The organism is Streptomyces sp. SID3343 (genome assembly GCF_009865215.1).
Taxonomy (GTDB): Bacteria; Actinomycetota; Actinomycetes; order Streptomycetales; family Streptomycetaceae; genus Embleya.
Genome location: NZ_WWJX01000343.1, coordinates 1 through 22396 on the forward strand (window position 1 = coordinate 1; position 22396 = coordinate 22396).

25 protein-coding genes are annotated in these 22396 nt (G+C 68.6%); 9 read left to right on the forward strand and 16 right to left on the reverse strand.

What is annotated here, in order from left to right:
* Window positions 1-135: 135 nt before the first annotated feature.
* From GT354_RS11740 to GT354_RS11750, 3 genes are all read right to left on the reverse strand, one after another.
* Window positions 136-1005 carry a radical SAM/SPASM domain-containing protein gene (locus tag GT354_RS11740; RefSeq protein ID WP_161356235.1) on the reverse strand — a complete coding sequence of 290 codons (870 nt, stop codon included), beginning with the start codon at window positions 1003-1005 and terminating at the stop codon, window positions 136-138.
* A gap of 65 nt (window positions 1006-1070) precedes the next feature.
* A complete protein-coding gene (locus GT354_RS11745; RefSeq protein WP_161356236.1) occupies window positions 1071-1508 on the reverse strand; it encodes a hypothetical protein in 438 nt (145 codons plus the stop codon).
* A gap of 149 nt (window positions 1509-1657) precedes the next feature.
* Window positions 1658-2200: an ATP-binding protein gene (locus tag GT354_RS11750; protein ID WP_161356237.1), complete on the reverse strand. Its 543-nt coding sequence runs from the start codon at window positions 2198-2200 to the stop codon at window positions 1658-1660.
* A gap of 167 nt (window positions 2201-2367) precedes the next feature.
* Between GT354_RS11750 and GT354_RS11755 the strand changes: the two genes are divergently transcribed.
* From GT354_RS11755 to GT354_RS11775, 5 genes are all read left to right on the forward strand, one after another.
* A complete protein-coding gene (locus tag GT354_RS11755) occupies window positions 2368-3258 on the forward strand; it encodes a helix-turn-helix transcriptional regulator (RefSeq protein ID WP_161356238.1) in 891 nt (296 codons plus the stop codon).
* The gene (locus GT354_RS11760; protein ID WP_161356239.1) at window positions 3224-3433 is read left to right on the forward strand and encodes a DUF397 domain-containing protein; all 210 of its coding nucleotides are present in this window, start codon (window positions 3224-3226) and stop codon (window positions 3431-3433) included. The genes GT354_RS11755 and GT354_RS11760 overlap by 35 nt, the downstream gene beginning before the upstream one ends.
* Window positions 3434-3870: 437 nt before the next feature.
* The gene (locus GT354_RS11765; RefSeq protein WP_346011987.1) at window positions 3871-4065 is read left to right on the forward strand and encodes a DUF397 domain-containing protein; all 195 of its coding nucleotides are present in this window, start codon (window positions 3871-3873) and stop codon (window positions 4063-4065) included.
* Window positions 4066-4675: 610 nt separating this feature from the next.
* Complete coding sequence (locus GT354_RS11770) at window positions 4676-4867, forward strand: DUF397 domain-containing protein (protein WP_161356241.1); 192 nt, start codon at window positions 4676-4678, stop codon at window positions 4865-4867.
* 45 nt (window positions 4868-4912) lie between these two features.
* The gene (locus GT354_RS11775) at window positions 4913-5080 is read left to right on the forward strand and encodes a DUF397 domain-containing protein (RefSeq protein ID WP_161356258.1); all 168 of its coding nucleotides are present in this window, start codon (window positions 4913-4915) and stop codon (window positions 5078-5080) included.
* A gap of 365 nt (window positions 5081-5445) precedes the next feature.
* Here the strand turns inward: GT354_RS11775 and GT354_RS11780 are convergent, their stop codons facing one another.
* From GT354_RS11780 to GT354_RS11795, 4 genes are all read right to left on the reverse strand, one after another.
* Window positions 5446-6273: a MarR family transcriptional regulator gene (locus GT354_RS11780; RefSeq protein ID WP_161356242.1), complete on the reverse strand. Its 828-nt coding sequence runs from the start codon at window positions 6271-6273 to the stop codon at window positions 5446-5448.
* 301 nt (window positions 6274-6574) lie between these two features.
* Window positions 6575-7441, reverse strand: a complete 867-nt coding sequence (locus tag GT354_RS11785) for an aminoglycoside phosphotransferase family protein (protein WP_161356243.1) — start codon at window positions 7439-7441, stop codon at window positions 6575-6577.
* 75 nt (window positions 7442-7516) lie between these two features.
* Window positions 7517-8359 carry an LLM class flavin-dependent oxidoreductase gene (locus tag GT354_RS11790; RefSeq protein ID WP_237534633.1) on the reverse strand — a complete coding sequence of 281 codons (843 nt, stop codon included), beginning with the start codon at window positions 8357-8359 and terminating at the stop codon, window positions 7517-7519.
* A gap of 100 nt (window positions 8360-8459) precedes the next feature.
* The gene (locus tag GT354_RS11795) at window positions 8460-9389 is read right to left on the reverse strand and encodes a chlorophyllase (RefSeq protein ID WP_161356245.1); all 930 of its coding nucleotides are present in this window, start codon (window positions 9387-9389) and stop codon (window positions 8460-8462) included.
* Window positions 9390-9561: 172 nt separating this feature from the next.
* Here GT354_RS11795 and GT354_RS11800 point away from each other — a divergent pair, with 172 nt between their 5' ends.
* Both GT354_RS11800 and GT354_RS11805 read left to right on the forward strand, forming a co-directional pair.
* Window positions 9562-10167 carry a TetR/AcrR family transcriptional regulator gene (locus GT354_RS11800; protein WP_161356246.1) on the forward strand — a complete coding sequence of 202 codons (606 nt, stop codon included), beginning with the start codon at window positions 9562-9564 and terminating at the stop codon, window positions 10165-10167.
* A gap of 205 nt (window positions 10168-10372) precedes the next feature.
* Complete coding sequence (locus GT354_RS11805; protein WP_346011989.1) at window positions 10373-10858, forward strand: hypothetical protein; 486 nt, start codon at window positions 10373-10375, stop codon at window positions 10856-10858.
* A gap of 68 nt (window positions 10859-10926) precedes the next feature.
* Here the strand turns inward: GT354_RS11805 and GT354_RS11810 are convergent, their stop codons facing one another.
* Genes GT354_RS11810 through GT354_RS11830 form a run of 5 tightly spaced genes read right to left on the reverse strand, consistent with a single transcriptional unit; the run spans window position 10927 to window position 15451 of the window.
* Window positions 10927-12066 carry an acyl-CoA dehydrogenase family protein gene (locus GT354_RS11810; RefSeq protein WP_161356247.1) on the reverse strand — a complete coding sequence of 380 codons (1140 nt, stop codon included), beginning with the start codon at window positions 12064-12066 and terminating at the stop codon, window positions 10927-10929.
* A gap of 12 nt (window positions 12067-12078) precedes the next feature.
* Window positions 12079-12567: a MaoC/PaaZ C-terminal domain-containing protein gene (locus GT354_RS11815; protein WP_161356248.1), complete on the reverse strand. Its 489-nt coding sequence runs from the start codon at window positions 12565-12567 to the stop codon at window positions 12079-12081.
* Complete coding sequence (locus tag GT354_RS11820) at window positions 12564-13091, reverse strand: MaoC family dehydratase N-terminal domain-containing protein (RefSeq protein ID WP_161356249.1); 528 nt, start codon at window positions 13089-13091, stop codon at window positions 12564-12566. The genes GT354_RS11815 and GT354_RS11820 overlap by 4 nt, the downstream gene beginning before the upstream one ends.
* Window positions 13088-14254 carry a CaiB/BaiF CoA-transferase family protein gene (locus tag GT354_RS11825; RefSeq protein WP_161356250.1) on the reverse strand — a complete coding sequence of 389 codons (1167 nt, stop codon included), beginning with the start codon at window positions 14252-14254 and terminating at the stop codon, window positions 13088-13090. Before GT354_RS11825 ends, GT354_RS11820 begins: the two co-directional genes overlap by 4 nt.
* Before the next feature lie 15 nt (window positions 14255-14269).
* Complete coding sequence (locus GT354_RS11830; RefSeq protein ID WP_161356251.1) at window positions 14270-15451, reverse strand: acyl-CoA dehydrogenase family protein; 1182 nt, start codon at window positions 15449-15451, stop codon at window positions 14270-14272.
* Window positions 15452-15704: 253 nt separating this feature from the next.
* On the opposite strand from GT354_RS11830, the gene GT354_RS11835 reads away from it, so the two are divergent.
* Window positions 15705-15962, forward strand: a complete 258-nt coding sequence (locus GT354_RS11835) for a hypothetical protein (RefSeq protein ID WP_161356252.1) — start codon at window positions 15705-15707, stop codon at window positions 15960-15962.
* A 59-nt stretch (window positions 15963-16021) separates the two neighbouring features.
* Here GT354_RS11835 and GT354_RS11840 read toward each other — a convergent pair whose 3' ends face one another.
* The 3 genes from GT354_RS11840 to GT354_RS11850 all read right to left on the reverse strand — a co-directional run bounded on the left by GT354_RS11840 (window position 16022) and on the right by GT354_RS11850 (window position 19053).
* Window positions 16022-16813, reverse strand: a complete 792-nt coding sequence (locus GT354_RS11840) for an SDR family oxidoreductase (RefSeq protein WP_161356253.1) — start codon at window positions 16811-16813, stop codon at window positions 16022-16024.
* Window positions 16810-17994 carry an acyl-CoA dehydrogenase family protein gene (locus GT354_RS11845; protein WP_346011990.1) on the reverse strand — a complete coding sequence of 395 codons (1185 nt, stop codon included), beginning with the start codon at window positions 17992-17994 and terminating at the stop codon, window positions 16810-16812. The genes GT354_RS11840 and GT354_RS11845 overlap by 4 nt, the downstream gene beginning before the upstream one ends.
* Before the next feature lie 132 nt (window positions 17995-18126).
* Window positions 18127-19053 carry an SDR family oxidoreductase gene (locus GT354_RS11850; protein WP_161356255.1) on the reverse strand — a complete coding sequence of 309 codons (927 nt, stop codon included), beginning with the start codon at window positions 19051-19053 and terminating at the stop codon, window positions 18127-18129.
* Between the two features lie 350 nt (window positions 19054-19403).
* Between GT354_RS11850 and GT354_RS11855 the strand changes: the two genes are divergently transcribed.
* Window positions 19404-20330, forward strand: coding sequence for a cyclase family protein (locus tag GT354_RS11855; RefSeq protein WP_161356256.1), 927 nt, complete (start codon window positions 19404-19406; stop codon window positions 20328-20330).
* A 508-nt stretch (window positions 20331-20838) separates the two neighbouring features.
* Here GT354_RS11855 and GT354_RS11860 read toward each other — a convergent pair.
* Window positions 20839-22396, reverse strand: a 1558-nt coding sequence (locus GT354_RS11860; protein WP_161356257.1) for an LCP family protein, incomplete at its 5' end; no start/stop codon positions are given.

Below are 22396 nucleotides of genomic sequence, written 5' to 3' on the forward strand. Positions count from 1 at the left end.
GGTGCCTGCGGTGCCTGCGGTGCCTGCGGTGCTCACGGTGTGTGTGGTGCATCGGGTGGTGGAGCGGTGGCCGGCCGGCGGCTGTTGTTCGGTTGCGTAGCCGGGGTGAGGCGAGGTCGGCATCGCGTCGGCGGGTCAGTCGAGTTGGTCGCCGCGTCGGTTCGGGGAGGTGTGGTGAGTGGGGCCCGTGTGGTCACGGTCGGTCGAGGGGGCTGTCGATGCGCGCACAGTGGTGGCCAGGGCTCGCCAGGTGGGACCGGTGACGATGTCGGCGAGTGGTTGACGTCGGACGTTCCCGGTGACGAGGTCCCGGCGGTTGACGCAGGGCGTGACGTCGCCGTTGGGCAGGACGGCCAAGTGGTCGGTGGGGCAGTGTGGACAGGGGGTCGGGGCGTCGGGGGCGCGATTGTTGCGGTCGGGGGGTTCGGCGTGGGTGATTCGGTCCGGTCGGACACCGAGGAAGAGCAGTTCGTCGGGCGCGGCGCCGGGCTGCCGGTCGGACTGCGTCTGCGGGATCGCTACGCGGAGCGGGATGTGCAGGCCGAGCGCGATGACGATGTTGGTTCGGGTGCGGCGGTGGCTGCCGGGGTGACGGGTGATCGCGTCGTGTCGGGCGGGGTTGTCGGAGTGCCACGTCGTTGCGAGGCGGACTCTCTCGTGGGTGAAGAGCGTCCATTGGTGACGGGTGACGTGCCGGAGGTCGGTGTGCACCTCGATATCGAGGCGGGCGTGGATCGCGTGGCGGAGAAGTTCGGTGAAGGCCGGATGAGTGGTCGGCTCGCCGCCGCTGAACTCCACTGATTCAGCGCCGAGTTCGACGGCCTGGGTGATGACGCGACACCAGTCGTCGGCGGTCGTCGGGCTCCGGTCGGCGGGGCAGGTGGGGTGGGAGTCGGTGCCGGTGTGGCCGGTGGCGGTCAGCGCGTACGGGCAGGCGATGTCCAGCGTTACGTGCCGGATTCGCCGGGTGGCTGCCGGGCGTTGTGAGAAGGCGACGGTGACCAAGGGTCCCTCGCTCGGTAGGGGCGGACGGATTCCGAGTTTCTGCTTGTACCGCAAGGTAGTTCGGATCAGCGCGGCGGGGGTTGGGCTGCCTCACGGATGGCGCGACGAAGGGTGCGCAGGGTGCAAGGGGCTCGGCCGTCCGGCTCGTTGACGGGTTCGACGAGCCAGACGAGGGCGTCGGTGGGGAGGGCGTTCGGCCGAGGGATGGTGATCCAGGAGCCCTGGCCGTGGTGCCGCGGACCGGAGCGCTGTTCGCGAACGGGCAGTGGGTTCACGGCTTCGGGAGGGATCAGGAACCCGATCCGGCGATAGCGGCGGTCGAAGATGGTCGGCCCCGGAGCGATGCCGCGCGCTCGCAGGACTTCGAGGGTGGCGCGGCCGAGGGCTTCGTCGACCTGGATGACGTCGAAGGTCTTCCCGGCGGCGACCAGGAGGGGTGCGTATGGGTTGCGATTCGCAGGGTGATCGACTTCCACCCGTACGGGATCCGGCGGATGGCGCATGGATGAATCTCCCGATGGTGAGAGGGAGTTGGATGATTTCGATGCGGTGATGTCGACGCTGCCCTTCTCCCTGGTCGGAAGTGAGCCCGGCGTCGAGGACCCGCCGAACCGCAGGCGGCGATTCGCGGGTGGGGGCGGCGAGTTGCCCGTCAGGAGAGCTGGGCAGGTGCCTTGGGCGTGGGGTGCGCGGGTGGTTCGGTGACCTGGATCCACGCGGAAACGAGCTTGCCTGTGGTCATTTGGGCCCAGGTGAAGCCGGTCGCGTCGGTCTGCACCAGGGCGAGTCCCCGCCCGCCCTGTGCGTCGAGCGGGATGTCCGCGAGCTTGAGCAGCGGTGGACACGGCGACGAGTAGTAGTCCCACACCGCGATGTCGAGCTTCCCGCCGTCGAGTGTCAGAAGCAGAGTGAACTCCGCGAAGACGGAGGCCTCTCGCGCGTGCCGGATCGCGTTGGTGGCCAACTCCGTGGCTATGAGCTCGGCCGAGTCGATGACGGACGCGGGAAACCCACGGCCGACGCAGAACTCCCGCACACAGTCGCGCGTGCGCTTGACGGAGAGTTCTACGAGGGGCAAATCCAGCTTCAGGGCCTTCGGCTGCATGGCAGCTCCCGAGAAGACGCGGGTGGGCAGGCGGCCTGTGCCGGGATAGGCGGGAACAACGGCCGTACGGCCGAGATCCGCAGGTGCCATGACACGGGCCTATGATCACGAAAGGTTGTCAGTCGACTCCCAGGGGTGATCACTGACCACTGTGACGTGTTTCGTGAAACACGTCAACTCAATCGTGGAACACCCGGGGATTCGGCGCATCGTCGGGCGCTCTGGGTAGGACACTGTCCTGAGACGGAAGGAGGGCGATGGCCTACTCGACGGACGATCAACTGGATCTTGGCGCGCTTCTGAGGGAGTTGAGGGCCGGCTGCGGGCTGTCGTTGCGGATGGCCGCACCCAGCGCCGACTTGTCCGCTCCGGTGCTGAGTCGCTTGGAGAATGGCCAGAGGTCGCCCGCTTCGTTGAAGGAGGTGGAGAGGCTGCTCGATCTGTACGGAGCCACAGGCGAACAGCGCGGGTCGGTGCTGGGGCTCGCGGAGGGCGTGTTGGCTGACCAGGGCCGGACCGAACACTGGTCAGACGCCTATGCCGACGTTCTCCCGGCGAACTATGTGGAGTTCATTCGGCTGGAAGCAGCGGCTCGATCCGTTACGGAAGCTCAGATCAGCTGGATTCCGGGATTGCTACAAACGGAGCGATACGCACGTTCGATCACTCAACGCACCTACTCCGGGTCTCCCGAGCGGGTGGAAGACCTGGTGCTCGTGCGCCTGAAGCGGCAGGAACTCTTGAGCGCCGAGCCGGCCTTGTCGTTCACTGGAATAATTACGGAAGCGGCGCTACGTACCGAGGTAGGCGGCCCGCAAGCGATGCATCACCAACTCCGCCATCTTGCCGAGAAAATGCGACGGCCGAACATCGAGGTGATCATCGTGCCTTACTCGACTGCCGTGGATGCTGCTTTGGCGAGTACGTTTACGGTCTTCGATGGATTGGGCGGAGGTCGCCCTGATCGGGCATCGAGGAGTGCCCTTTCGGAACAAGGGGCTATTGTTACTCGTACGATTACGTGGGACGAGGTGTACATCACTCGCGCCCGACGCGTGGTTCAGCGCTTGCGGCACGCGGCGTTGAGCAGCGAAGACTCGTGCGAAATGATTGATGAGTACGCCGAATTTTGGAGGAAGCGTGATTGAGACAGAAGGTTCGATTCGGTGGCGCAAGTCCTCATACAGTGTGGACGACGGTTCTTGCGTAGAGATCGCCCCACTTGAGAGGAACGTCGTGATCCGCGATTCCAAGCTCAACCGCAGTCCAGTCATCGGATTCGGTGGCAATCAATGGACCACTTTTGTCGGATCGCTGACGTAGTCAGCGTAAAGATACCTTCTCGCGGGAGGTTCAGCCGTGCTCGTTTTGAGCGGAAACGAGTGAGCACTGTGCGCGCCCTTATGTTTCTTGGGGCCTTTCGAAAGGCATCCCGCTCCAATGCCGATCACGCCTGCGGTCCCTATGTAATGCGAGACCAGCTGCAACATCTCATCGCTCTCGCAAGCCGACCGAACGTCACGATTTGCGTCGTCCCCTTCAGTACCTCGGCGCGGGCCGCACTGGAAAGCGGATTTACACTGTTCGAATTCTCCCGGGCGCGGGACAGGAGCGTTGTGTGCGACTCGTTCCGTAACAGGGGCTGTCTACACTGAAGAGACCGCTTGCGTGAACCGTGCCCGCAGTCACATTCGGCGTCTGTTGCACGCAGGACTTGACGAGAAGATGTCGCTTCAGATTCTTGAAGACTACAAAGACAGGTGGGAAAAGCGTTGATCAGTACTACAGCCATTCTGACCTGGCGGAAGTCCTCGCGGAGCACGTCCGACACCCACTGCGTGGAAGTCGCGTCCGATGGAGCGTCGGCTCATGCGCGGGATTCGAAGATCAGCCAGGGGCCGGAGATTCGGTTCCGTAGGGAACCTTGGGGTGCGTTTGTCGATGCGCTGAGGTAGGACGTGGCGACCACAGCGGTGTCGCAATCTTGGCGTCGAAGCGTGCTGGTGGACCGGTGGGCGGACGCTGCCGGCTGACAAAAGGACTGTCGCACCTCATCGGTGCACCAGCGGTTGCACCTCACCCATGAGTAAAAAATCGAGAGCGGGCTGTTGGACCGCCGAATCTTCTGTGGTTGCGACCGTCATCGCTCAGGTTGACGGACCGGTGCCGGCGAGCACGTGGGCGCGATGGCCGCTTCCGCGCGGCCCATCGGTCGGTTCGTAGCGTTGCTGGACAGCTACTAAGGCGAGTGCCTTCCGTGCCAGCGGGGGCACAACGGGGCGGGGGTTCGGTTGGGTTCGGTTTCTTGAGGCCGGGGTCGGGGGCTGCGGGACATTCAAGTCCAAGGCGCTGGTAGGGGCGGAGGGGCGCAAGCGGGCGGCGCGCTGCGCGCACCACTTCGAAGAGAGGCGCTCACGCGTTGCGCGAGCAGACTCGACTGGAGCTGGGAAAGTCGGGGCCGCTCCTCTCGCCGCTTCAGGCAACGTCCGCCCCGTAGAGGTGTGACGCGCCGTCCGGGTTGCGTCCCGGACGGCACTTGGGCCGCGAGGCAAGGATGGAGACGCAATGAGCGCCGAGCGTGACCTCGTACTGTCGGGACCCTTTCGGAAGGCCACTCGCTCCAATGCCGATCACGCCTGTGTCGAGGTCGCCCCGATCGCAGACGGTGTAGCTACTCGTGATTCGAAGGCGGAGCGTGGGCCTACTCTTGCGATCGTAGGAAGTTCTTGGGACGCTTTTTTGAGTTTTTGGAAGTGACTCGAAAGTCACCGGACTCTGGAGGAAGGGTGTCCGTTGGAGAAAATGCCCCCTCGGTGGCGTAAATCCACCTACAGCCAGGACGACGGGGCGCGCATCGAAACCGCGCCGAGCGCAGAAGGCATCCTGGCTCGTGACTCTCAAGTGAGTGGGGGTCCGGTTGTCACCTTCAGTGGGTGTGGTTGGTCCGACTTTTTGGACTCGCTGAAGTAGCCGGGTCAGGGCCCTTATGGGCTGCTGGACCCGCTTGCGCCCCTCCGCCCCTACCAGCGCCTTTGACTTGAATGTCCCGCAGCCTTCGAACCCGGCCTCAAGAAGCCGAACCGAACCCAACCCCACCCCCGTCGTGCCCCCACCGGCGCGAAAAGTCACCCGCCTCGGCAACTACCGCCACCACAGGGGATATTCGCCCTGGCGACGTTCCGACGCAGGCGTTCGTCGGCGCGCACGCGATCTCGGTGCGCTCAGCGGTGATAGGCCAAGCCGTCTACCGGGTGCGTCGCACCCCGGGCGCGAACACCGGGCCGAAACCCCGCCGTTCCGAACGGCGGACTGCACACGCGCTCAGTCGCTGCCCGTCATTGCGATCCTGCGGCCACCAACACTGCGGTGATGGTTTCGAGTTCGGCGATCAATTCGTCGAGCTCGGCGGGGGAGAGGGCGTCGTACGGCGCGGCAGCGAGTTCGTCGGTGAGGGCTTCGATGTGTTGTTTGGTCTCGCGGCCGGCGTCGGTGAATCGGCCGTCCGTGTCGACGAGTCCGCGTTCGCGTAGACCGTCCATGACCGCGGCCAGTCGCTCCTTCGGCAGGTGATGGATGCGCCCGAACGACTCCGGCGGATGGATGCCTTGCGCCACCGCGTCGAGTACGTGGGCCTCCGTGCCGCCGATGCGGGCGCCGACGAGGGCGGCGATGTGCCCGTCGCCGCGGTGCTCGCGCAGCATGGTCGCGGAATGCCACAGCAGGGCGACCGGGTCGCTCGGCAGCGGAAGGGTGCGCATCCCGGCGTACATCACCCGGCCTTCCGTGGGCGCGCTCGTCGCGGCTTTGGTGGTCAGGTCGGCTGCGCGCACCAGGCCCGGGGAGTCGGCGGCCACGTCGCCGAGGATCCGCCGAAGGGAGGCCGCGCTACCCCGCTCCCGCGCGGCGACGGACGCCTCGGGCGGGATTTTCTCCCACGCGCTCGGGATGTGCCGCGCGGCCTCCCCGTCGGCGAAGTTGTAGAAGGCCGCGTGTACGACCTGCGCCGACACCCGCCCCAGCGGCGCGGCGCGGCTCGCGAAGTAGCCGTCCCAGTAGGTGCGGTGGCCGAGCGCGGCCATCTCCTCGTTGCACTCGTCGGCGAGGAAGGTGACCAGGCAGATCGGCTCCAGGAGCTCGAACATGCGCCGAGCGGTGTGAGTCATGGCCAACATCATGGCTGCGGTCACACCCGCGTGAGGCAGTACTCGATCGAACGGCGGGGCAACGCAGCGGTACGCCCGTCCGCGCTGTTGCGAGATCAGGGTTTGGTCCTGCCGCTCGGTCGGACCGGCGGTGGGCCGATGCGGGCGCGGTGCGGACATGCGACGCGGTCCGAGCCGACGAATACGGAGTGGAGTTGGCCGTGGTGAGTTTGTTGTCAGGCCGGCGAGCCGGGCCGAGGTCGCAGTGCCTGCGGTCGAGGTTCTCGTCGGTGCTCGACCGTCGTGCCACGACCGTCTCGGTTCAGCGGTAGTGGGTGAGGCCGTCTGCCAATTGTTCGGGGTCGTTGTCGCGTTGGGCGTACAGGGCTTGTTGTAGGGCGAAGGTGTTGCGGATTGTGGTGATGCGGGTGGTGAGTTCGTTGTTCGACCGGCTGTTCGGGGTGAGTACCTGTGCCAGGAAGGTGTGGCCGTGGCCGGCTTCGATGGCTGCGAGGTCCTCGGCCGGGTCGCCTAGGGTGACGTCGTCCCAGTCGAGTACTCCGGTGAGGTGTGGCAGGCCGTGTTCCCACTCCCATAGGACGTTCTCGGGGCCGAGGTCGCCGTGCACGACTGCCTCGGTGAGGTGGGGGAGGTCGTCGAGTGCGTCGAGTTCGCGTTCGGCTCGTCGGCGTCCGCTGTCGGACATCAGGTCGAACAGCTCTGTGCGTACGCCTGCTGCGAATTGCCGCCATCGGTCTTCGGATGCGTGGGGCAAGGCTGCTCGTACCGTCTTGTCGGAGCCGGCGTGGGCCAACTCGGCCAGCAGCTGGGCGTATTGCGCCGCTGCGGTGCCGGCGACGTGGGCCTTGTTGAGGGCGTCGGCCGGCAACGGTTCACCGGGGATGCGGCTGAGGACCAGGAACGGCGTCTCGTGGTTGGGGTCGTTGGAAGTGGTTGGTATCAGTGGCTCGGGTGTGTGGAAGCCGAGGTCGAGTTTGGCGAGTGTGGCCAGGGCAGCCGCTCGTTGGGGGAGGCGGTTGGCCGCTGCCCGGGTGCGGGGCAGGCATACGACGCGGTCCGAGCCGATGACTACGGTGTGGAACTGGCCTTGGCGTACCGGTAGTTGGTCCACTTTGTCGTCGGGTAGCAGGCGGCTCAACAGGGTGTGGTGCGTTGTGCGGATGTCCACGGGGGTGACCTCTGCGTCGGCGGATGCGGGTGCGGATGCGGTCCGAAGGGGGGCTCGGTCGGGTTGGCCCGGACCCTAGCTCGATGCGGTGATCAGTTCGTCGGCGACCCACCGTGCGACGTGGGTGGGGTAGGGCGCGGGTAGGCCGAGGACGATGTGGGTGAATCCGGCGGTGAGGGCTTGGGTGATTGCGGTTCGGGTGTGCTCGGGGTGGTCGTAGGAGACCGGGAGGTGGATCGAGCGGGTGATCGAGGCCGGGTCGCGGCCGATGTCGGCGCAGTAGCGGTCCAGTAGGGCGCTGCGGCTGGTGACGTCGTCGATGTCTCCGCCGGGGATGTTCCACAGGTTCGCGTGCTCGGCGACCACGCGCAGGGTCGCGGCGGAGCGGCCGCCGATCAGGATCGGGGGGTGCGGGTGTTGGATCGGTTTGGGGCCGCCGAACGCGCCGGTGAGGTGGACGTAGTCGCCGTCGAAGTCGAACGGCTCGGGCTCGGTCCACAGTCGCCGGATGACGGTGCAGGCCTCGGCGAGGCTGCCCACCGAGTGGGCGAAGTCGTGGAAGGGCAGGCCGTGTGCCTCGTACTCGCGGCGGGCGAGCGGGTGGTCGGGGCGGGAGCCGGCGCCGATGCCGAAGTCGAGTCGTCCGCCGGAGACGATGTCGACGGTGGTGGCGATCTTGGCGAGCATCGCGGGCGGCCGGAATCGGTTGCTGGTCACGAGCAGGCCCAGGCGCAGCCGGCGGGTCCGGGCGGCGAGGGCGGAGAGGAGTGTCCAGCCTTCGAGGGCCGGTCCGTCGAGGGGGCCGCCGATGGGCATGAGGTGGTCGAACAGCCAGGCGTGTTCGATCTCGGGGATGGCGTCCGCTTCCTGCCAGACTGTCAGGATGTCGGAGTAGTCGACCTGCATGGGGGCGGTCATGATGCCGAAACTGGGCATGGTGTGGGGCCCTTTCCGGTGGGCGGAGAGTGGGCGGAGGGTGGGTGGCCGCGCTCAGGGGTGGGCGGCCTTCCCGGGGGTGTTACTTGGATTCGACCCGGCCCAGGGGCTCGGTGCCCGCCCCGGCTTCGGCGCTCGCGGTGGACCATGCGGTGTCCGCGGGGTCGAGTGCGCTGCGAAGGAAGGCCGAGCTGAGGCGCCGGAGGAGGGCGACCCGTTCGGGGCTCTCGTCGGTCGTCTCCGTGACGGCGTATCCGGGGATGCCGCCGAGTGAGTGTTCGCCCCCGAACAGGGTGAGCAGGCTCTTGGCGCCGGGGCTGAGGACGTAGGCGTCCGCGAACCACTCGGGGCCCCGGACGGTGAGGGCGGATTGGTCCTTGTCGCCCGCGACGATCAGGGCCGGCGTGGTCATCCGGGTGAAGTCCGGGTTCATGAAGGGGAGATGCTCGGCGGCGAACGGTGTCAGGTCGGCGCCGCCGGTGCCCGGTACGGCGAGCAGTACGCCGGCTTTGACGCGCGGGTCGGACATGTCCTCGCCGGGGGCGTCGTCGCTGCCGATGACCCGCGCGCCCAGGAGCATGCTCGCGGTCTGGGCGCCCCAGGAGTGCCCGGCGACGGCGATGCGGGTGTGGTCGAGGCGGTCGGTGAGGCCGGGAACAGCGGCTTCGAGGAGGTCGAGCCGGTCGAGGACGTGGGTCAGGTCCTCGACCCGGATGCGCCAGATCCGGGGGTAGCGGGGGTCGTCGGGGGTCAGGTTCAGCGTCCGCGAGTCGAGGTGGGTCGGCTGGACGACGACGAAGCCGTGCGCGGCCCAGAAGTCGACCAGTGGGGCGTATCCGTCCAGCGACTCGCCGAATCCGTGGGAGAAGACGATGACGGGTAGGTCGTCGCCGGTCGTGGGGGCGGTGACCCGCACGTGCAGGTCCGTTCCGCGGCCCGGGGCGGGCAGTACGACCGGGCGTACCGAGACGATGGGGGCGGGCCGGTCGGCGGTTTCATCGAGGTGGCGCATGGGTTTCCCTTGGGAGTGGGCGCGAGTGGGCGCGAGTGGTCGGGCGGGGCGATGCGTGCTTGGTCACGCGGCCCCGGCTCTGACATCATGAATGGAAACGGAACACCGTTCCGGCAATGACGATACGGAACGATGTTCCGGTTTGCAAGCGAGTGACGGAGGCAATGGCGCGATGGCCGACACCGATACCGATACCGACAGCGGCGGTGGGTCGGGATCCTCGGCTCCCCGGAAGCGGGCCGACGCCCGGCGCAACCAGGAAGCGCTGCTCGAAGCGGCTGCGGCGGCCTTCGTCGAGTCCGGGGTCGACGCGCCCGTACGCGACATCGCGGCCCGGGCCGGCATGGGCGTCGCGACGATCTATCGCCACTTCCCGACCCGGGCCGACCTCATTGTCGCCGTCTACCGCCACCAGGTGGAGGCATGCGCCGAGGCCGGCCCCACGCTGCTGGCGAGCAGCACGTCACCGCACACCGCACTGGTGCGCTGGATCGACCTCTTCGTCGACTTCCTGGTCACCAAGCACGGCCTCGCCGAGGCGTTCCAATCCGACGACGCCGGCTTCGCGACGCTGCATGCCTACTTCATCGACCGCTTGGTGCCCGTGTGCGCCGAGCTGCTCGACGCCGCCGGCGCGGCGGGCGAGATCCGCCGCGACATCCAGGCCCTGGAACTGATGTTCGGCGTCGGCAACCTGTGCATCGGCGCGAACAAGGACTCCCGCTACGACGCCCGTCGCATGGTCGGAGTCCTCCTCGCCGGACTGCGGTTGCACTAACGGGAGTCGGCGGTGATCCGGCGCCGTTCGAGGGCCGCGAGCCGGGGAGTCGGGTATCGGCCGTGCTACCCGACTCCGTTACGTTGGTTCGCCGGGCGGCCTGCTGGGATCGGCCGATGCGTGGGCCCTCCATCCGGCCTTCGCGCCACGGTTTCTTCGCACCTTGCGGGCCGGGCGCCCCTGCGTTCGACCACCGGGAGGCACAGTGTCGATCGTTTTGATCATCGTGGTGGGATCGGTGGTCGCCTTCGGCCTCGTCCACGCTCTCGGCGTGCTTGTCCGGCGTGGCGGGCGCAAACCGAGCCGCTCGGCGGCGCCGTTGTGGTTCGCGGTCGTTGCCGGCGCTGCCGTGATCGCCCTGTACGGGTGGGGCATGCTCTTCGTTTCCGCCGCCGTGTTGGACGCGGAGGACGGCGGCGCCGACTCGTCACCGATTCGTCCGTGCCGTACGCCGGGCTGGGAAGTGCGAGACATCGTCGACTACCGGGTGGACTATCTCCCGATTCGATTCGTCTGCGAGACGAGCGACGGGGAAAGCTACGCGACCGATGCCGTTCCCGATTACGTCAATCCCGCTTTGTCGGGTCTGACCGTGGTCGCCGTCGGATTCGGTGTCCGGGCGGCAGTCGGGGCGGAGTTGCGTGCCAGGTCCACGTACGCGAAGGAAAGGGCTCGGTCCCGCACACCTTGACGGCGTGGGGGCACGGCAATGGCCGCCCGGTTCGAGAACCGGGCGGCCAGGGCGGGACTACGACCGGGTCAGTCCTTGTCGAGGACGTCGGCCGCGATCAGTTCCTCCAGGTAGCGGTCGTCCCACCAGTTGAGCTGGAGGGACTTGGCGCGGCGGAAGTACAGCTGTACGTCGCACTCCAACGTGAAGCCCATGCCGCCGTGCACGTGCACCGCGAGGTCGGTGACCTCGCGGTAGGTGCGGCACGCGAAGAGCTTGGCCATCGGGGCCAGGCGCGCGGTGTCGCGGCCCTTGTCCCGGGACCAGGCGGCCTCCCAGACCAGGGTTTCGGCGCCGTCGACGGCCACCGAGGCGTCCGACAGGTTGTGCGCGATCGCCTGGAAGGCGCCGAGCGGCTTGTCGAACTGCTTGCGGTGCTTGGCGTATTCGACGGTGATCTCCAGGGCGCGCTTGGCGCCGCCCACGGCCTGGGCCGCGAGCAGGATCAGGCCGTCGTGCAGGACGTCGGACCAGATTGGCCAACCGGCGCCGGCCGTGCCGACCAACTCGCCTGCGACGTCGTCGAGTTCGACGCGGTACTGGGTGTCGGACGCGATCGTCTTCTGCTGGGTGAGCGTGACGCCGTCGGCCTTGGGGTCGACGAGGAACAGCGAGACGCCCACCGCAGGGTCGCCGGGGGTGCCTGCGGTGCCGGTACGGGCGAGCACGAGCAGTACGTCGGCCGCCGCCGCGTACGCGACGTGGCGCTTGACGCCGGAGAGCACGTGGCCCTCGCCCACCGCGCGGGCCGCCAGGGTCACGCCCTTGCCGCCGTAGCCGCGATCGGGCTCCAGCCACGCGACGCTCGCGATCGTGGTGCCGGCGGCGATGCCCGGCAGGTGGCGGTCACGCTGCGCGTCGGTGCCGGCCGCGGCCAGTACCCCGCCGACCAGTACCGAGCTGACGAAGTGCGGGGTCGGGGCGAGTGAACGCCCCAACTCCTCGTAGACCACGGCCGCGTCGAGCGTGGTCATCTCCGACCCGCCCCACTTCTCGGGCAGGGTCAGGCCGGTGAGACCGGACTCGCCGAGCTTGTTCCAGAAGTCCTTGGGGTACCCGACCGGGTCGTTCTCGAGCTCGCGAACGACACCGAGGTCGGCGTGACGGGCGGTCAGGCCCCGCACGGTCTCTCGGAGGATGTCCTGTTCCTGGGTGAAATCGAGGTCCATCGCGCGTCTCCTCTAGGGCTTCCAGCGCTCGCCGCGCCGGTCCCACGGGTTGTCTTCGGGGGTGGTGGGCAACGCGATTCGCGCGGTGGCGGTGGTGCGGACCTCGTCGCCGACGGTCAACGAGATCTCGGCGCGGACCCAACCGCAGCCGGTCTCGTCCACCGAGACCTCGTCCACTGTGCCGGAGAGCTGCATGGCGTCACCGGGGAAGACCGAGTTGGTCATCCGGAACACCATCCGGCCGATCCGCCCGCGCGAGCCCGTCCAGTCGTTGAGGTAGCGCTCGAACCAGGCGGCCTGGTTCGGGGTGTTCAGGAAGATGTCCTGCACACCCTGGCGCTCCACCGCGAACTTGTGGTCGTGGTGCATCGGCCGCCAGTCGCGGGTGGCCAACGCGCCCAGGATGACCGTGGTCGCGGTGACGTCGACGACGAACGTCGGCAGCGCGTCGCCCTTGGTCAGTTGATCCAGCGTCAGTTGATCGAGGGTCGAACCGCTCATGCCGTGGCCTCCCGTCGGTAGCCGTAACCGGTGTAGGACTCGGTGCCGAGCAGGGCGCCGTCCTGGTTGTGGTACTCGACGTCGATGACCCAGAAGCGGCCGACGCCGAGCTTGGTGCGCTTCTCGCCGCTGACCGACTTGAGTATCTGACGCGACGTCACGATGTCGCCGAGGCGCACCGGTTCGTAGAACACGTTGGTGTTGTCGGTCATGATCGCCTCGGGCAGTTCGAAGCGGATCTTGAGGTCGAAGTGCACCTGGAGGGACAGCTGCTCGCCGTCCGCGCCGGGTGCCCAGTAGTGCGGCCGGGCCCACGCCGAGAGCAGGCTCAGCGGGGCGATCGGGCCGCCGGTGATCTCGTTCGCGACCTTCTCGTCCCAGAACACGGGGTTGCCGTTCTGTACCGACGCGCACGACGTCCAGATGTAGCCGCGTTCGACGGGGAACTCACCCCGCTTCTCGTACTGGAATTCGCCGATGAGCGCTGCCACGTCCTCGGGCAGCGTGCTGTCCAGTGCCGTCATGCGACCACTCCAAAAGCGCGAAGCTCGGCGATCCGGTCGGGGCTGAGCCCGGCCGCCGCGAGCAGCTCGTCGGTGTCGGTGATCCCGGATTCCCGGACCGGGTACGGGTCCGAGGGCGCCTGCTGGCCGGCCAGTACCGGGCCGACCTGGCGGAACTCGCCCTGAACCGGGTGCTTGGCGGTGGTGAATGCGCCACGCGCCAGGTACTGCGGGTCGTCGAGCAGCTCGGGGACGGACAGTACGGCCGAGACGCACGTGTCGGCCGGAGCCAACTCGGCGACCCAGTCGTCACGGTCGCGGGTCGCGAACGCCGCGGCCAGGTCGGCCCGGATCGCGTCCTGCGCGTCGTCGTCGAGCTGACGCGGGGCCCACTTGTCCAGACCGACGAGCCGGCACAGGTTCGCCCAGAACCGGCCCTCGATCGCGGCGACCGCGAGCCACTTGCCGTCGCGGGCGCGATAGGTGTCGTAGCACGCGTAGCGGCCGGTCAAGATGCCGTGCCGCGGCTCGGGTTCGACCCCGGTGGCGAGGAACTCGTCGACGCCGAGCGCCATCAGCGCGAGCATGCCGTCGGCCACCGAGACATCCAGGCGGGCGCCCTCCCCGGTGTTCTGCCGGCGAAACAGCGCGCCCATGATCGCGATCACGGCGTGCATGCCGCCGCCCGCGCTGTCGGCCACGGTCGCGCCGGGGATCGGCGGACCGCCGTCCGCGCCGGGCCCGGACATGTGCAGGAATCCGCCCGTGCCCAGGTAGTTCAGGTCGTGCCCGGCCTGTTGCGAGTGCGGGCCGTCCTGGCCGAAGCCGGACGTCGAGCAGTACACGATGCGCGGGTTGCGCGCCGCGACCGCTTCCGGACCGATGCCCAGGCGGTCCACGACCCCGGGCCGGAAGCTCTCGATGACCACGTCGGCGGTCTCGACGAGCTTGAGGAACGCCTCGCGACCGTCGGGGGCCTTCATGTCCACCAGCACGCGCTTCATCCGCCGGTGCGCGCTGTACGAGTAGTAGGGAGGCGCGATCTGCACGCCGCTCTTGGCCGGGACGGGGCCGACCTTGATCACGTCGGCCCCGTAGTCCGCCAACCAGCGCGAGGCACGGGCGGCGGGGCCCACGCTCGCGAGATCCAATACGGTGACGCCTTCCAGGAACTCTCCGGACACGACTCTGACGCCCTGTCAGAAGTTCTTCGGAAGGCCGAGGCCGCGGCGGGAGATGATGTTCTTCTGCACCTCGGAGGTGCCGCCGCCGATGGTGTCGAGCACCGTGTAGCGGTAGGTCGAGTCGGCCCGACCGGTCATCGGCGCATCCTCGGTGCCCACCCGCAGCTGGGTGCCCGGCGAGGCGATGTCCATCGACGCGTTGGCGAGCCGCTTGGACAGCTCGGTCGCGTACAGCTTGTAGCCCGACGCCTCGACGGTGGGCGGCTTGCCGCCACCGGCCGCGGCGGCCACCACGCGCAGCCCGAGCAGGCGGGCCACGGCGGCCTCGGTCACCAGCGTGGCGACCTGCTTGCGCACGATCGGGTCCTCGCGCAGCGGCTCGTCGTCGCGGGTGGCCTCGCCGATGTACTCGGTGAGCACGTTCAGCCGCTGCTGGATCGGGGCGAACGAGAACATCGTGAAGCGCTCCAGGTCGAGCGCCTGCGAGATGTACTGGAAGCCCTTGTTGAGCTCGCCGACCACATAGTCGTCGGAGACCCAGACGTCGTCGAAGAAGACGTCGTTGGTGCGCTCGTCACCCATCGTCCAGATACCGCGGACGGTGATGCCCGGGTGATCCATCGGGACCAGGAACAGCGTGATGCCGTGGTGCTTGGGCGCATCGGGATCGGTGCGCGCGCCGACCCAGTACCACTCGGCGAAGTGCGCCGACGTGGTCCAGGTCTTCTGGCCGTTCAGGCGCCAGCCGGCGCCGTCGCGCACGGCCCGCAGCTTCATCGACGCGGCGTCCGAGCCCGCCTCGGGCTCGCTGTAGCCGACCGCGAATTCGACGTCGTTGTTGAGGATCTTGGGCAGGAACTCGGCCTTGAGCTTGTCGCTGCCGTGCGCGAGAAGCGTCTTGCCGATGATGCCGACGCCCTTGCCGATCTGCGGTCCACCGCGCCCGGCGAGAGCTTCGTTGAGGAGGTATTCGTAGACCCCGTCGCCGTCCTGGCCGCCCCACTCTTCGGGCCAGGTGATGCCGAGCCAGCCTTGGTCGGCCATCTTGCGCATGTACGCACGGCGTGCGGGGGTGTCGACGACCTGGGCCATGTTCTCCCGGGTCACGTCGAACACTTCGGTATCGGGGTTGGCGTCGAGAAACCGCTCGACCTTCTCGCTGAACGCGGTCTGGTCGGGGGAGAAGTCGAAGTCCACGGGTCGCCTTTCGGGGCGCGCCCATGCCGGCAGCCTCACCTGTGTACGTGCAGGTGAGGCAGCCGGCACAGAACCTGACGGATAGTCAGATCAAGGTAACACCGGCCCGGGTTCATTTCGAGTGGCGGGCCATGATCCGTGTGATCAAGAGCGAACGCCTGTGCCTACGGCGGGATCCGGCCGACCAAACGGTTCTGGACAAGTCCGGAAAAGTTACGGCGCGTCCGCGATCGACCACCTATCGTTGGTGGACATGAGCGGAAATTCATGCCCGCGATGTGGCCGAGAACACGCTTGGTGCGAGGTCGAGTGGGCGGCAGTGGACCCCGACACCGAGGAGTCCGCCGCCGCCGACCCCGACGGCCCGCCTTATCACGTGGGGGATCTGCTGCCCGACGTGCTCGACCTGCTGGCGCGCGGAAGTCGCGGGCCCGACTGGGCCGGCGCGCGCGAAAGCCCGGGTCGTCGGTCCCTGCGAGGACTGATACCCGGGCCCCGGCAACGCTTTTGACGTGCCGTCAGCGTTCTCGACGTCAGGCCGGCGTGCCATCGGTGGGCCCGCCGTCGGGGTCAGGCGCGCTGCGAACTCACCGACACCACTTCGCCCGTCATGTACGACGAGTAGTCCGACGCGAGGAAGATCATCACGTTCGCGACCTCCCACGGCTCGGCCGCCCGGCCGAACGCCTCGCGTGAGGACAGTTCGTCGAGCAGTTCCTCCGACGACGCCTTCGCGAGGAAGGCGTGCATCGCGATGCTCGGCGCGACCGCGTTGACGCGGACGCCGAACTCGGCGGCCTCGACCGCCGAGCAGCGGGTCAGGGCCATCACGCCCGCCTTGGCCGCGGCATAGTGCGCCTGGCCCTTTTGCGCGCGCCAGCCGAGCACGGAGGCGTTGTTGACGATGACCCCCTTGCCGCGCGGCTGCATGTGCCGCAGCGCCGCCCGGGTGCACCGAAACGTGCCGTTGAGGGTCACGTTCATCACGAGGTCCCACTGCGCGTCGGTCATGTCGACGAGGTTGGCCTCGCCGCCGAGCCCGGCGTTGTTGATCAGCACGTCGATGCCGCCGAGTTCGCGCGCGGCGGTGTCGATCAGGTTCTGCACGTCCTCCTCGACGGTGACGTCGCACGGCACCGCGAGCGGGCGCGAGCCGATCAGCTTGGCGAGTTCGTCGGCGGCTTCGCCGAGCCGGCGTTCGTGCTTGTCGCTGATCGCGATCACGGCGCCTTCCTCGGCCGCCCGCTTGGCCGCGGCGAAGCCGATGCCGGTGCCGGCCGCGGCGGTGATCAGGACGGTCTTGCCGGTCAACAGGCCGTGGCCCTCGACGTAGGCCGGGGCGCTGAAGGTGGTGGGGCTCACTTGGCGTCTCCTCGCGGTTCACGGGGCATGCCGAGAACGCGCTCGGCGATGATGTTGCGCTGTACCTCGTTCGACCCGCCGTAGAGAGTGTCGGACTTGGTGAACAGGAAAAGCCGCTGCGCTTCGGACAGTTCGTACGGCGCCTCGGCAGCCAGCGTGGCGACCGCGCCACCGACGTCCATCGCGAGCGTGCCGAGCCGCTGGTGCCAGCCGGCCCACACCAGCTTGGCCACCGAGGCCGCGCCGGGACCGGGGGAGCCGAGGGTGCGCAGCGCGTTGCAGCGCAGCACCTTGAGGTCGATCCAGCTCTGCAGCAGTCGATCGCGCAGCGTCGCGTCCTCGATCGCGCCGTTGGCCTTGGCCTCGTCGACGATCTTGGCCAACTCGATCTCGAAGCCGATCTGCTGGGCGAGGGTGGACACGCCACGCTCGAACGCGAGCAGGCCCATCGCGACCCCCCAGCCGGCCCCGACCTCGCCGACCACGTGCTCGGCCTTGGCCCGCGCGTTGTCGAAGAAGACCTCGTTGAACTCGCTCGTGCCGGTGAGCTGGACGATCGGACGGATCTCGATGCCCGGCTGGTCCATCGGCGCGAGCAGGAAGGTGATGCCCTTGTGCCGCTGCGACGCGGGGTCGGTGCGGGCGAGCACGAAGCACCAGTTCGCCTCGTGCGCGAGCGAGGTCCACACCTTCTGGCCGTTGATCAGCCAGTCGCCCGACTGCGGGTCGACGGTGCCGCCGGTGCGCAGATTGGACAGGTCGGAGCCGGCCCCCGGCTCGGAGTAGCCCTGGCACCACAGTTCCTCGCCGCGCGCGATGGCGGGCAGGAAGCGGGCCTTTTGCTCGTCGGTGCCGAACGCGAGGACGGTGGGGCCGAGGAGGTTCTCGCCCATGTGGTTGACCCGGCCGGGCGCCTGGGCCCGCGCGTACTCCTCGCCGAAGATCACCTGCTGCATGAGGGACGCCTCGCGCCCCCCGTACTGCTTCGGCCAGTCGAGACCGATCCACCCGCCCTCGCCCAGCCGCAATTCCCACGCGCGGCGGATCTCGAAGTGCTCGTGCTCGCTGCCGGGACCGCCGGTACCGACGGCCGCGGCGAATTCACCGGAGAGGTTCTCCCGGAGCCACTCGCGGACCTCGGCCCGGAACTCCTCGTCCTCGGCGCTGTACCGGAAATCCACAGCCTGTCCCATCCTCTTTGGCGGCGTACCGCGGGCCGAACCCTGGGGCGTCGGCCCGGTGCCGTGCGACGTGTCGCGCGCGGGGCTCGCCACACCGAGCCCCGCGCGCGTGACGGCCTACCGGACGCGGTTTCAGTTCCCGGCGGCGGCAGCGGCCTCGGCGGCCTTCTTCTTGGCCGCGGCGGCCGCGTACTCCTTGAGCTGCGCGAGGACCGGCATCGGGTCCTGGCCGATCTGGGTCGGGAGCTTCTCGGCGATCTCCTCGGCCGTCCAGCGGTCCGACGTGTACATCGTCTTGATCTCGTGCGGCTGGTCCCACAGCGCGATCTTGGGCCCGGCGGTCGTGTAGACCTGCCCGGTGATGTCCTTCGCGTGGTCGGAGAGCAGGAAGACCACGAGCTCGGCGACGTCCTCGGGCTCGCCGATCTCCTTGAGCGTCTGCGGCACACCCTCGGACATGCGGGTACGGGCCACCGGCGCGACGCAGTTGGCGTTGACGCCGTACTTGTTCAGGCCCAGCGCGGCCGAGCGCACGAACGACACGATGCCGCCCTTGGCCGCCGCGTAGTTCGCCTGCGCGACCGAGCCGACCGCGTAGACGCCCGACGTGAAGCCGACGATCGAACCGAAGCCCTGGGTCTTCATGACCTTCGAGGCGGCCTGCACGACGGTGAAGGTGCCCTTGAGGTGGGTCGCGATGACGCTGTCCCACTCGTCCTCGGTCATGTTGAACAGCATGCGCTCACGCAGGTTGCCCGCGACCGTCACGACGCCGTCGATACGGCCCCACTTCTCGACGCCGGCGTTGACGATGCGCGCGCCGCCCTCCATCGAGGCCACGGAGTCGGCGACCGCGACGGCCTCGCCGCCGAGCGCCTCGATCTCCTTCACGACGGCGTCGGCGACCTCGCTGGTCGGCTCGCTGCCGTCCATCGCGACCCCGTAGTCGTTGACGACGACCTTCGCGCCGTGCGCGGCGGCGGCGAGCGCGACGGCCCGGCCGATGCCCCGGCCCGCGCCGGTGACCGCGATTACCTTGCCCGTGAGGAAGTCACCCATGTGTTGTCCGCTCCTTGTCGGTGGCCTGCCGGTAGGCCCCGGAATTCGAGGGCGCGAAGCCCGTCTCGGGTCGGTCGGTATGCGCCTCGGATCACCCGACACGCAAGGCCGGGAGTCTGTGAGAACGCCCTCTCGACATTATCTGACGATCCGTTAGTTTTCCCGGATAGAGTGCCGCAGCACACAACTACTCGCCGGCGCGCCCGTCGATTCTCGACAGTGCGGTGGTCGGGTTCCGCTGTGTCGGCATCTGCTTCGCGTGCGTGTCGGCATCGGCATCAGTACGTCAGCATCGGCTTGAGTACGTGTCGTCACGTGTCGCACGTGGCACCGCCTGGAGGAGGCCCCCTATGTCGCTGCCCCCCGAGTTCCGTGAACTGGCCGCGCGTGTCAACAACTGGGGCCGATGGGGCCAGGAGGACGAGATCGGGACGATGAACCTGATCACGGACGACGTGGTCAAGGCCGCCGCCGGCTGCGTGCGCACCGGCAAGCGCTTCTCGCTGGCCGTGGAGCTGCGCGAGGACGGCATCCAGAACGGGATGATCCCGGGCCGCGACAACCCCAAGCGGACCACCTTCCTGGTCAACCACGAGGTGTTCGGCCCCGGCACGGTGGCCACGAGCGACGACTCGGTCGTCATGGGCATCCAGGCCGGCACGCACTGGGACGGGCTCACCCACGCGACCTACGACGACCGCCTGTACAACGGCCACTCCGCGAAGGAGACGGTCACGGCGGAGGAGGGCGCGCGAAAGCTCGGCATCCACAACGTCAAGACCCTGGTCTCGCGCGGCGTGCTGCTCGACGTGGCGCGCGCGAAGGGCCTGGACATCCTGCCGCCCGAGTACGCGGTCACCCCCGCCGACCTGGAGGCCGCCGAGACGCTCGGCAACGTCAAGGTGCGCGCCGGCGACATCGTGCTCGTGCGCACGGGCCAGATCCGGCAGTACTTCGCGGGCGAGAAGGACATGTACTTCTACGGCCCGGGCCTGTCGGTGTACTGCCCCGAGTGGTTCCACGCGCGCGACGTCGCGGCAGTGGCCAACGACACGGTGACCTTCGAGGTCTTCCCGCCGGAGATCGAGAACGCGTTCATGGCCGTGCACGCCCTCCACCTCGTGGAGATGGGCATGCTCCAGGGGCAGAACTGGAACCTGGAGGAACTGGCCGCGGACTGCGCCGAGGACGGCGTGTACGAATTCTTCCTGGAAGCCTCGCCGGAGCCCTTCGTGGGCGGCGTCGGCACCCCGGTGAATCCGGTGGCCGTCAAGTAGGTCGACCGGGTCCGACCGGGTCCGACCGGCTCGCCGCAGGTCGCCCCGCAGCGCGTCGCCGTCGGTGCACACGTGTCGGCCACCACGCATGCGGGCCCCGGACAGGATCGCCCTGTCCGGGGCCCTCGCGCGCTCCGGGCACCGCGACGAAGCCCGGAACGGCGACGGTCCCACTTCGTCGAGGAACCTCGGGGCACTTCCCGGGCGCCTCGTCGTCCCCTCGCGAACGACCGCCACACTCAGGGTGATCAGTGTCGGACGACGCGTCAACACCCTTTTGGGAACGGTTCTCGGAATTCCCTCCCGACCAACCGCGGAAGAGCGGAACGAGGCAACTCCGCCGTTCCCGAACGGACTTCCGCGCGCCGCGGGCGGTGCTCCCGTCCACCGCCTCCGTCCCGACGGCGATCCCCGACCACGATCGAGGCGACCCGGCACCGGTACGCCGACGGGCGGGGCCGATGCGATCGCATCGGCCCCGCCCGTCGGGTGGTGCCTCGACTCCGGGTCAGCTGCCCTTCTTCGGCGCGCAGACCGTCTGATCGGCCGTCTGCTGCTTGAGCGTGCTCGCGGACGGCGGCTCGGGCGGCGCCGACGCGGCCGGCGGGCCCGAGGGCGCGGTCGCGGTGCCGCCGGGCGGGAAGTCCTTGCCGATCACCAGCTCCAGCGAGTTGGCCCGCTGGGCGGTCTCGTGGATCGCGGTGGCCGGCAGCCCGACCGCGGCGGCGACCGCGAGGGCCGAATTCTTCTGGCCCACCGGGTAGTTGACCACGCTCGACGCGACCTTGGCCTGGGCGGTACGGAAGACCGGTACCTGGAACTTCTTGTCCTTGAGCACGTCCGCCACCTCCTTGCCCTTGGCGTTCACGCCGCCACCGTTGGTGACGTAGACCTGGATCTTGCTCGCGTCGACGTCGGGCGCGGTGGGGGTGGTCGGCACGGCGGGCGGCGGCGCGGCCGGGGGCTGCGCCTCGGCCGGCGGGGACGCGTCCTTGTCGCCCTCGGTCAACGGGCTGTCGGCGGCGACCGCGGCCCACAACTGCTTGGCGGCCGGCTGGGCCTGCTCGACGCGCTGCTTCGGGTTGGGCGGGTAGGGCTGGTTGGGCAGCGTGGTGAAGGCCATCCGCTTCTCGGGGACCTTCTTGATCTCGTTGCCGAGCGCGATCAGCTTGTCGATGCCGCCGAGGCCGTCGTCGACGGTGAGGTTGTTGACGGCCGTGTTGGCGATCTTGAACATGCCGTCGACGTTGGTCAGCGACGCGTTGCCCTTGACCTCACGCGCGAGCGACATCAGGAAGCCCTTCTGGGCCTCGATCCGGGACAGGTCGCTGCCGTCGCCGAACGCGTGCCGGGCGCGCAGGAACTTGAGTGCGTTCTCACCCGCGAGGCGCTGGGGGCCGGCCTTGAGGAACAGGTCGGTGCCGCCGCCGTGGTTGGGCAGGACGGGGTCGTTGATCGCGGCGCTGAGGCACACCGGCACGCCACCGACGGCCGAGGTCATCTCCTTGACGCCCTTGAAGTCGATCATGATGTAGTGGTCGACCTGGAGGCCGAGCATGGTGTCGACGGTGGAGACCGTGCACTGCGGTCCGCCGCGGGTGAGCGTCTCGTTGAAGGGGAAGGAGTTCACCGGCTCCCAGACCTTCCCCTTCACGGTGCACTTGGGGACCTTGACCATCGTGTCGCGCGGGATGCTGACCAGCGTCGCGTTGGAGCGGTCCGCCGAGATGTGCATCAAGATCGTGGTGTCGGCCAAGCCTTCGTGACCCGCGTCGCCGTAGCCCTCGTTCCCCGCGCCGACACGGCTGTCGGAGCCGATCAGCAGGATGTTGAGGGGTCGGCGCCCGAACGCGTCGGCAGGCGCCTTGGGGGCGTCGGTACCCGCGTTCTTGGGGGTCGTCTTGAGTCGGCTGTTCAGATACTCGTAGTAGCCGTAGATGCCGCCGGCGCCCAGGAGCAGCACGCCGACGACGGATATGGCCACCCACTTGAGCCGCTTGCGCAGCTTCTTGGGCGGCGGGCCCTCCGGGGGGCCGGAGGCGGCCCGGCCGCGTGGCGCGCGGCGG

What these genes read in the sequence shown, in the direction of transcription:
- GT354_RS11745 (WP_161356236.1), bottom strand. Translation starts at nt 1,508, where the DNA reads ATGCGCCATCCGCCGGATCCCGTACGGGTGGAAGTCGATCACCCTGCG.
- GT354_RS11750 (WP_161356237.1), bottom strand. Translation starts at nt 2,200, where the DNA reads ATGGCACCTGCGGATCTCGGCCGTACGGCCGTTGTTCCCGCCTATCCC.
- GT354_RS11755 (WP_161356238.1), top strand. Translation starts at nt 2,368, where the DNA reads ATGGCCTACTCGACGGACGATCAACTGGATCTTGGCGCGCTTCTGAGG.
- GT354_RS11760 (WP_161356239.1), top strand. Translation starts at nt 3,224, where the DNA reads ATGAGTACGCCGAATTTTGGAGGAAGCGTGATTGAGACAGAAGGTTCG.
- GT354_RS11770 (WP_161356241.1), top strand. Translation starts at nt 4,676, where the DNA reads ATGAGCGCCGAGCGTGACCTCGTACTGTCGGGACCCTTTCGGAAGGCC.
- GT354_RS11775 (WP_161356258.1), top strand. Translation starts at nt 4,913, where the DNA reads ATGCCCCCTCGGTGGCGTAAATCCACCTACAGCCAGGACGACGGGGCG.
- GT354_RS11780 (WP_161356242.1), bottom strand. Translation starts at nt 6,273, where the DNA reads ATGACTCACACCGCTCGGCGCATGTTCGAGCTCCTGGAGCCGATCTGC.
- GT354_RS11790 (WP_237534633.1), bottom strand. Translation starts at nt 8,359, where the DNA reads ATGACCGCCCCCATGCAGGTCGACTACTCCGACATCCTGACAGTCTGG.
- GT354_RS11795 (WP_161356245.1), bottom strand. Translation starts at nt 9,389, where the DNA reads ATGCGCCACCTCGATGAAACCGCCGACCGGCCCGCCCCCATCGTCTCG.
- GT354_RS11800 (WP_161356246.1), top strand. Translation starts at nt 9,562, where the DNA reads ATGGCCGACACCGATACCGATACCGACAGCGGCGGTGGGTCGGGATCC.
- GT354_RS11810 (WP_161356247.1), bottom strand. Translation starts at nt 12,066, where the DNA reads ATGGACCTCGATTTCACCCAGGAACAGGACATCCTCCGAGAGACCGTG.
- GT354_RS11815 (WP_161356248.1), bottom strand. Translation starts at nt 12,567, where the DNA reads ATGAGCGGTTCGACCCTCGATCAACTGACGCTGGATCAACTGACCAAG.
- GT354_RS11820 (WP_161356249.1), bottom strand. Translation starts at nt 13,091, where the DNA reads ATGACGGCACTGGACAGCACGCTGCCCGAGGACGTGGCAGCGCTCATC.
- GT354_RS11835 (WP_161356252.1), top strand. Translation starts at nt 15,705, where the DNA reads ATGAGCGGAAATTCATGCCCGCGATGTGGCCGAGAACACGCTTGGTGC.
- GT354_RS11850 (WP_161356255.1), bottom strand. Translation starts at nt 19,053, where the DNA reads ATGGGTGACTTCCTCACGGGCAAGGTAATCGCGGTCACCGGCGCGGGC.
- GT354_RS11855 (WP_161356256.1), top strand. Translation starts at nt 19,404, where the DNA reads ATGTCGCTGCCCCCCGAGTTCCGTGAACTGGCCGCGCGTGTCAACAAC.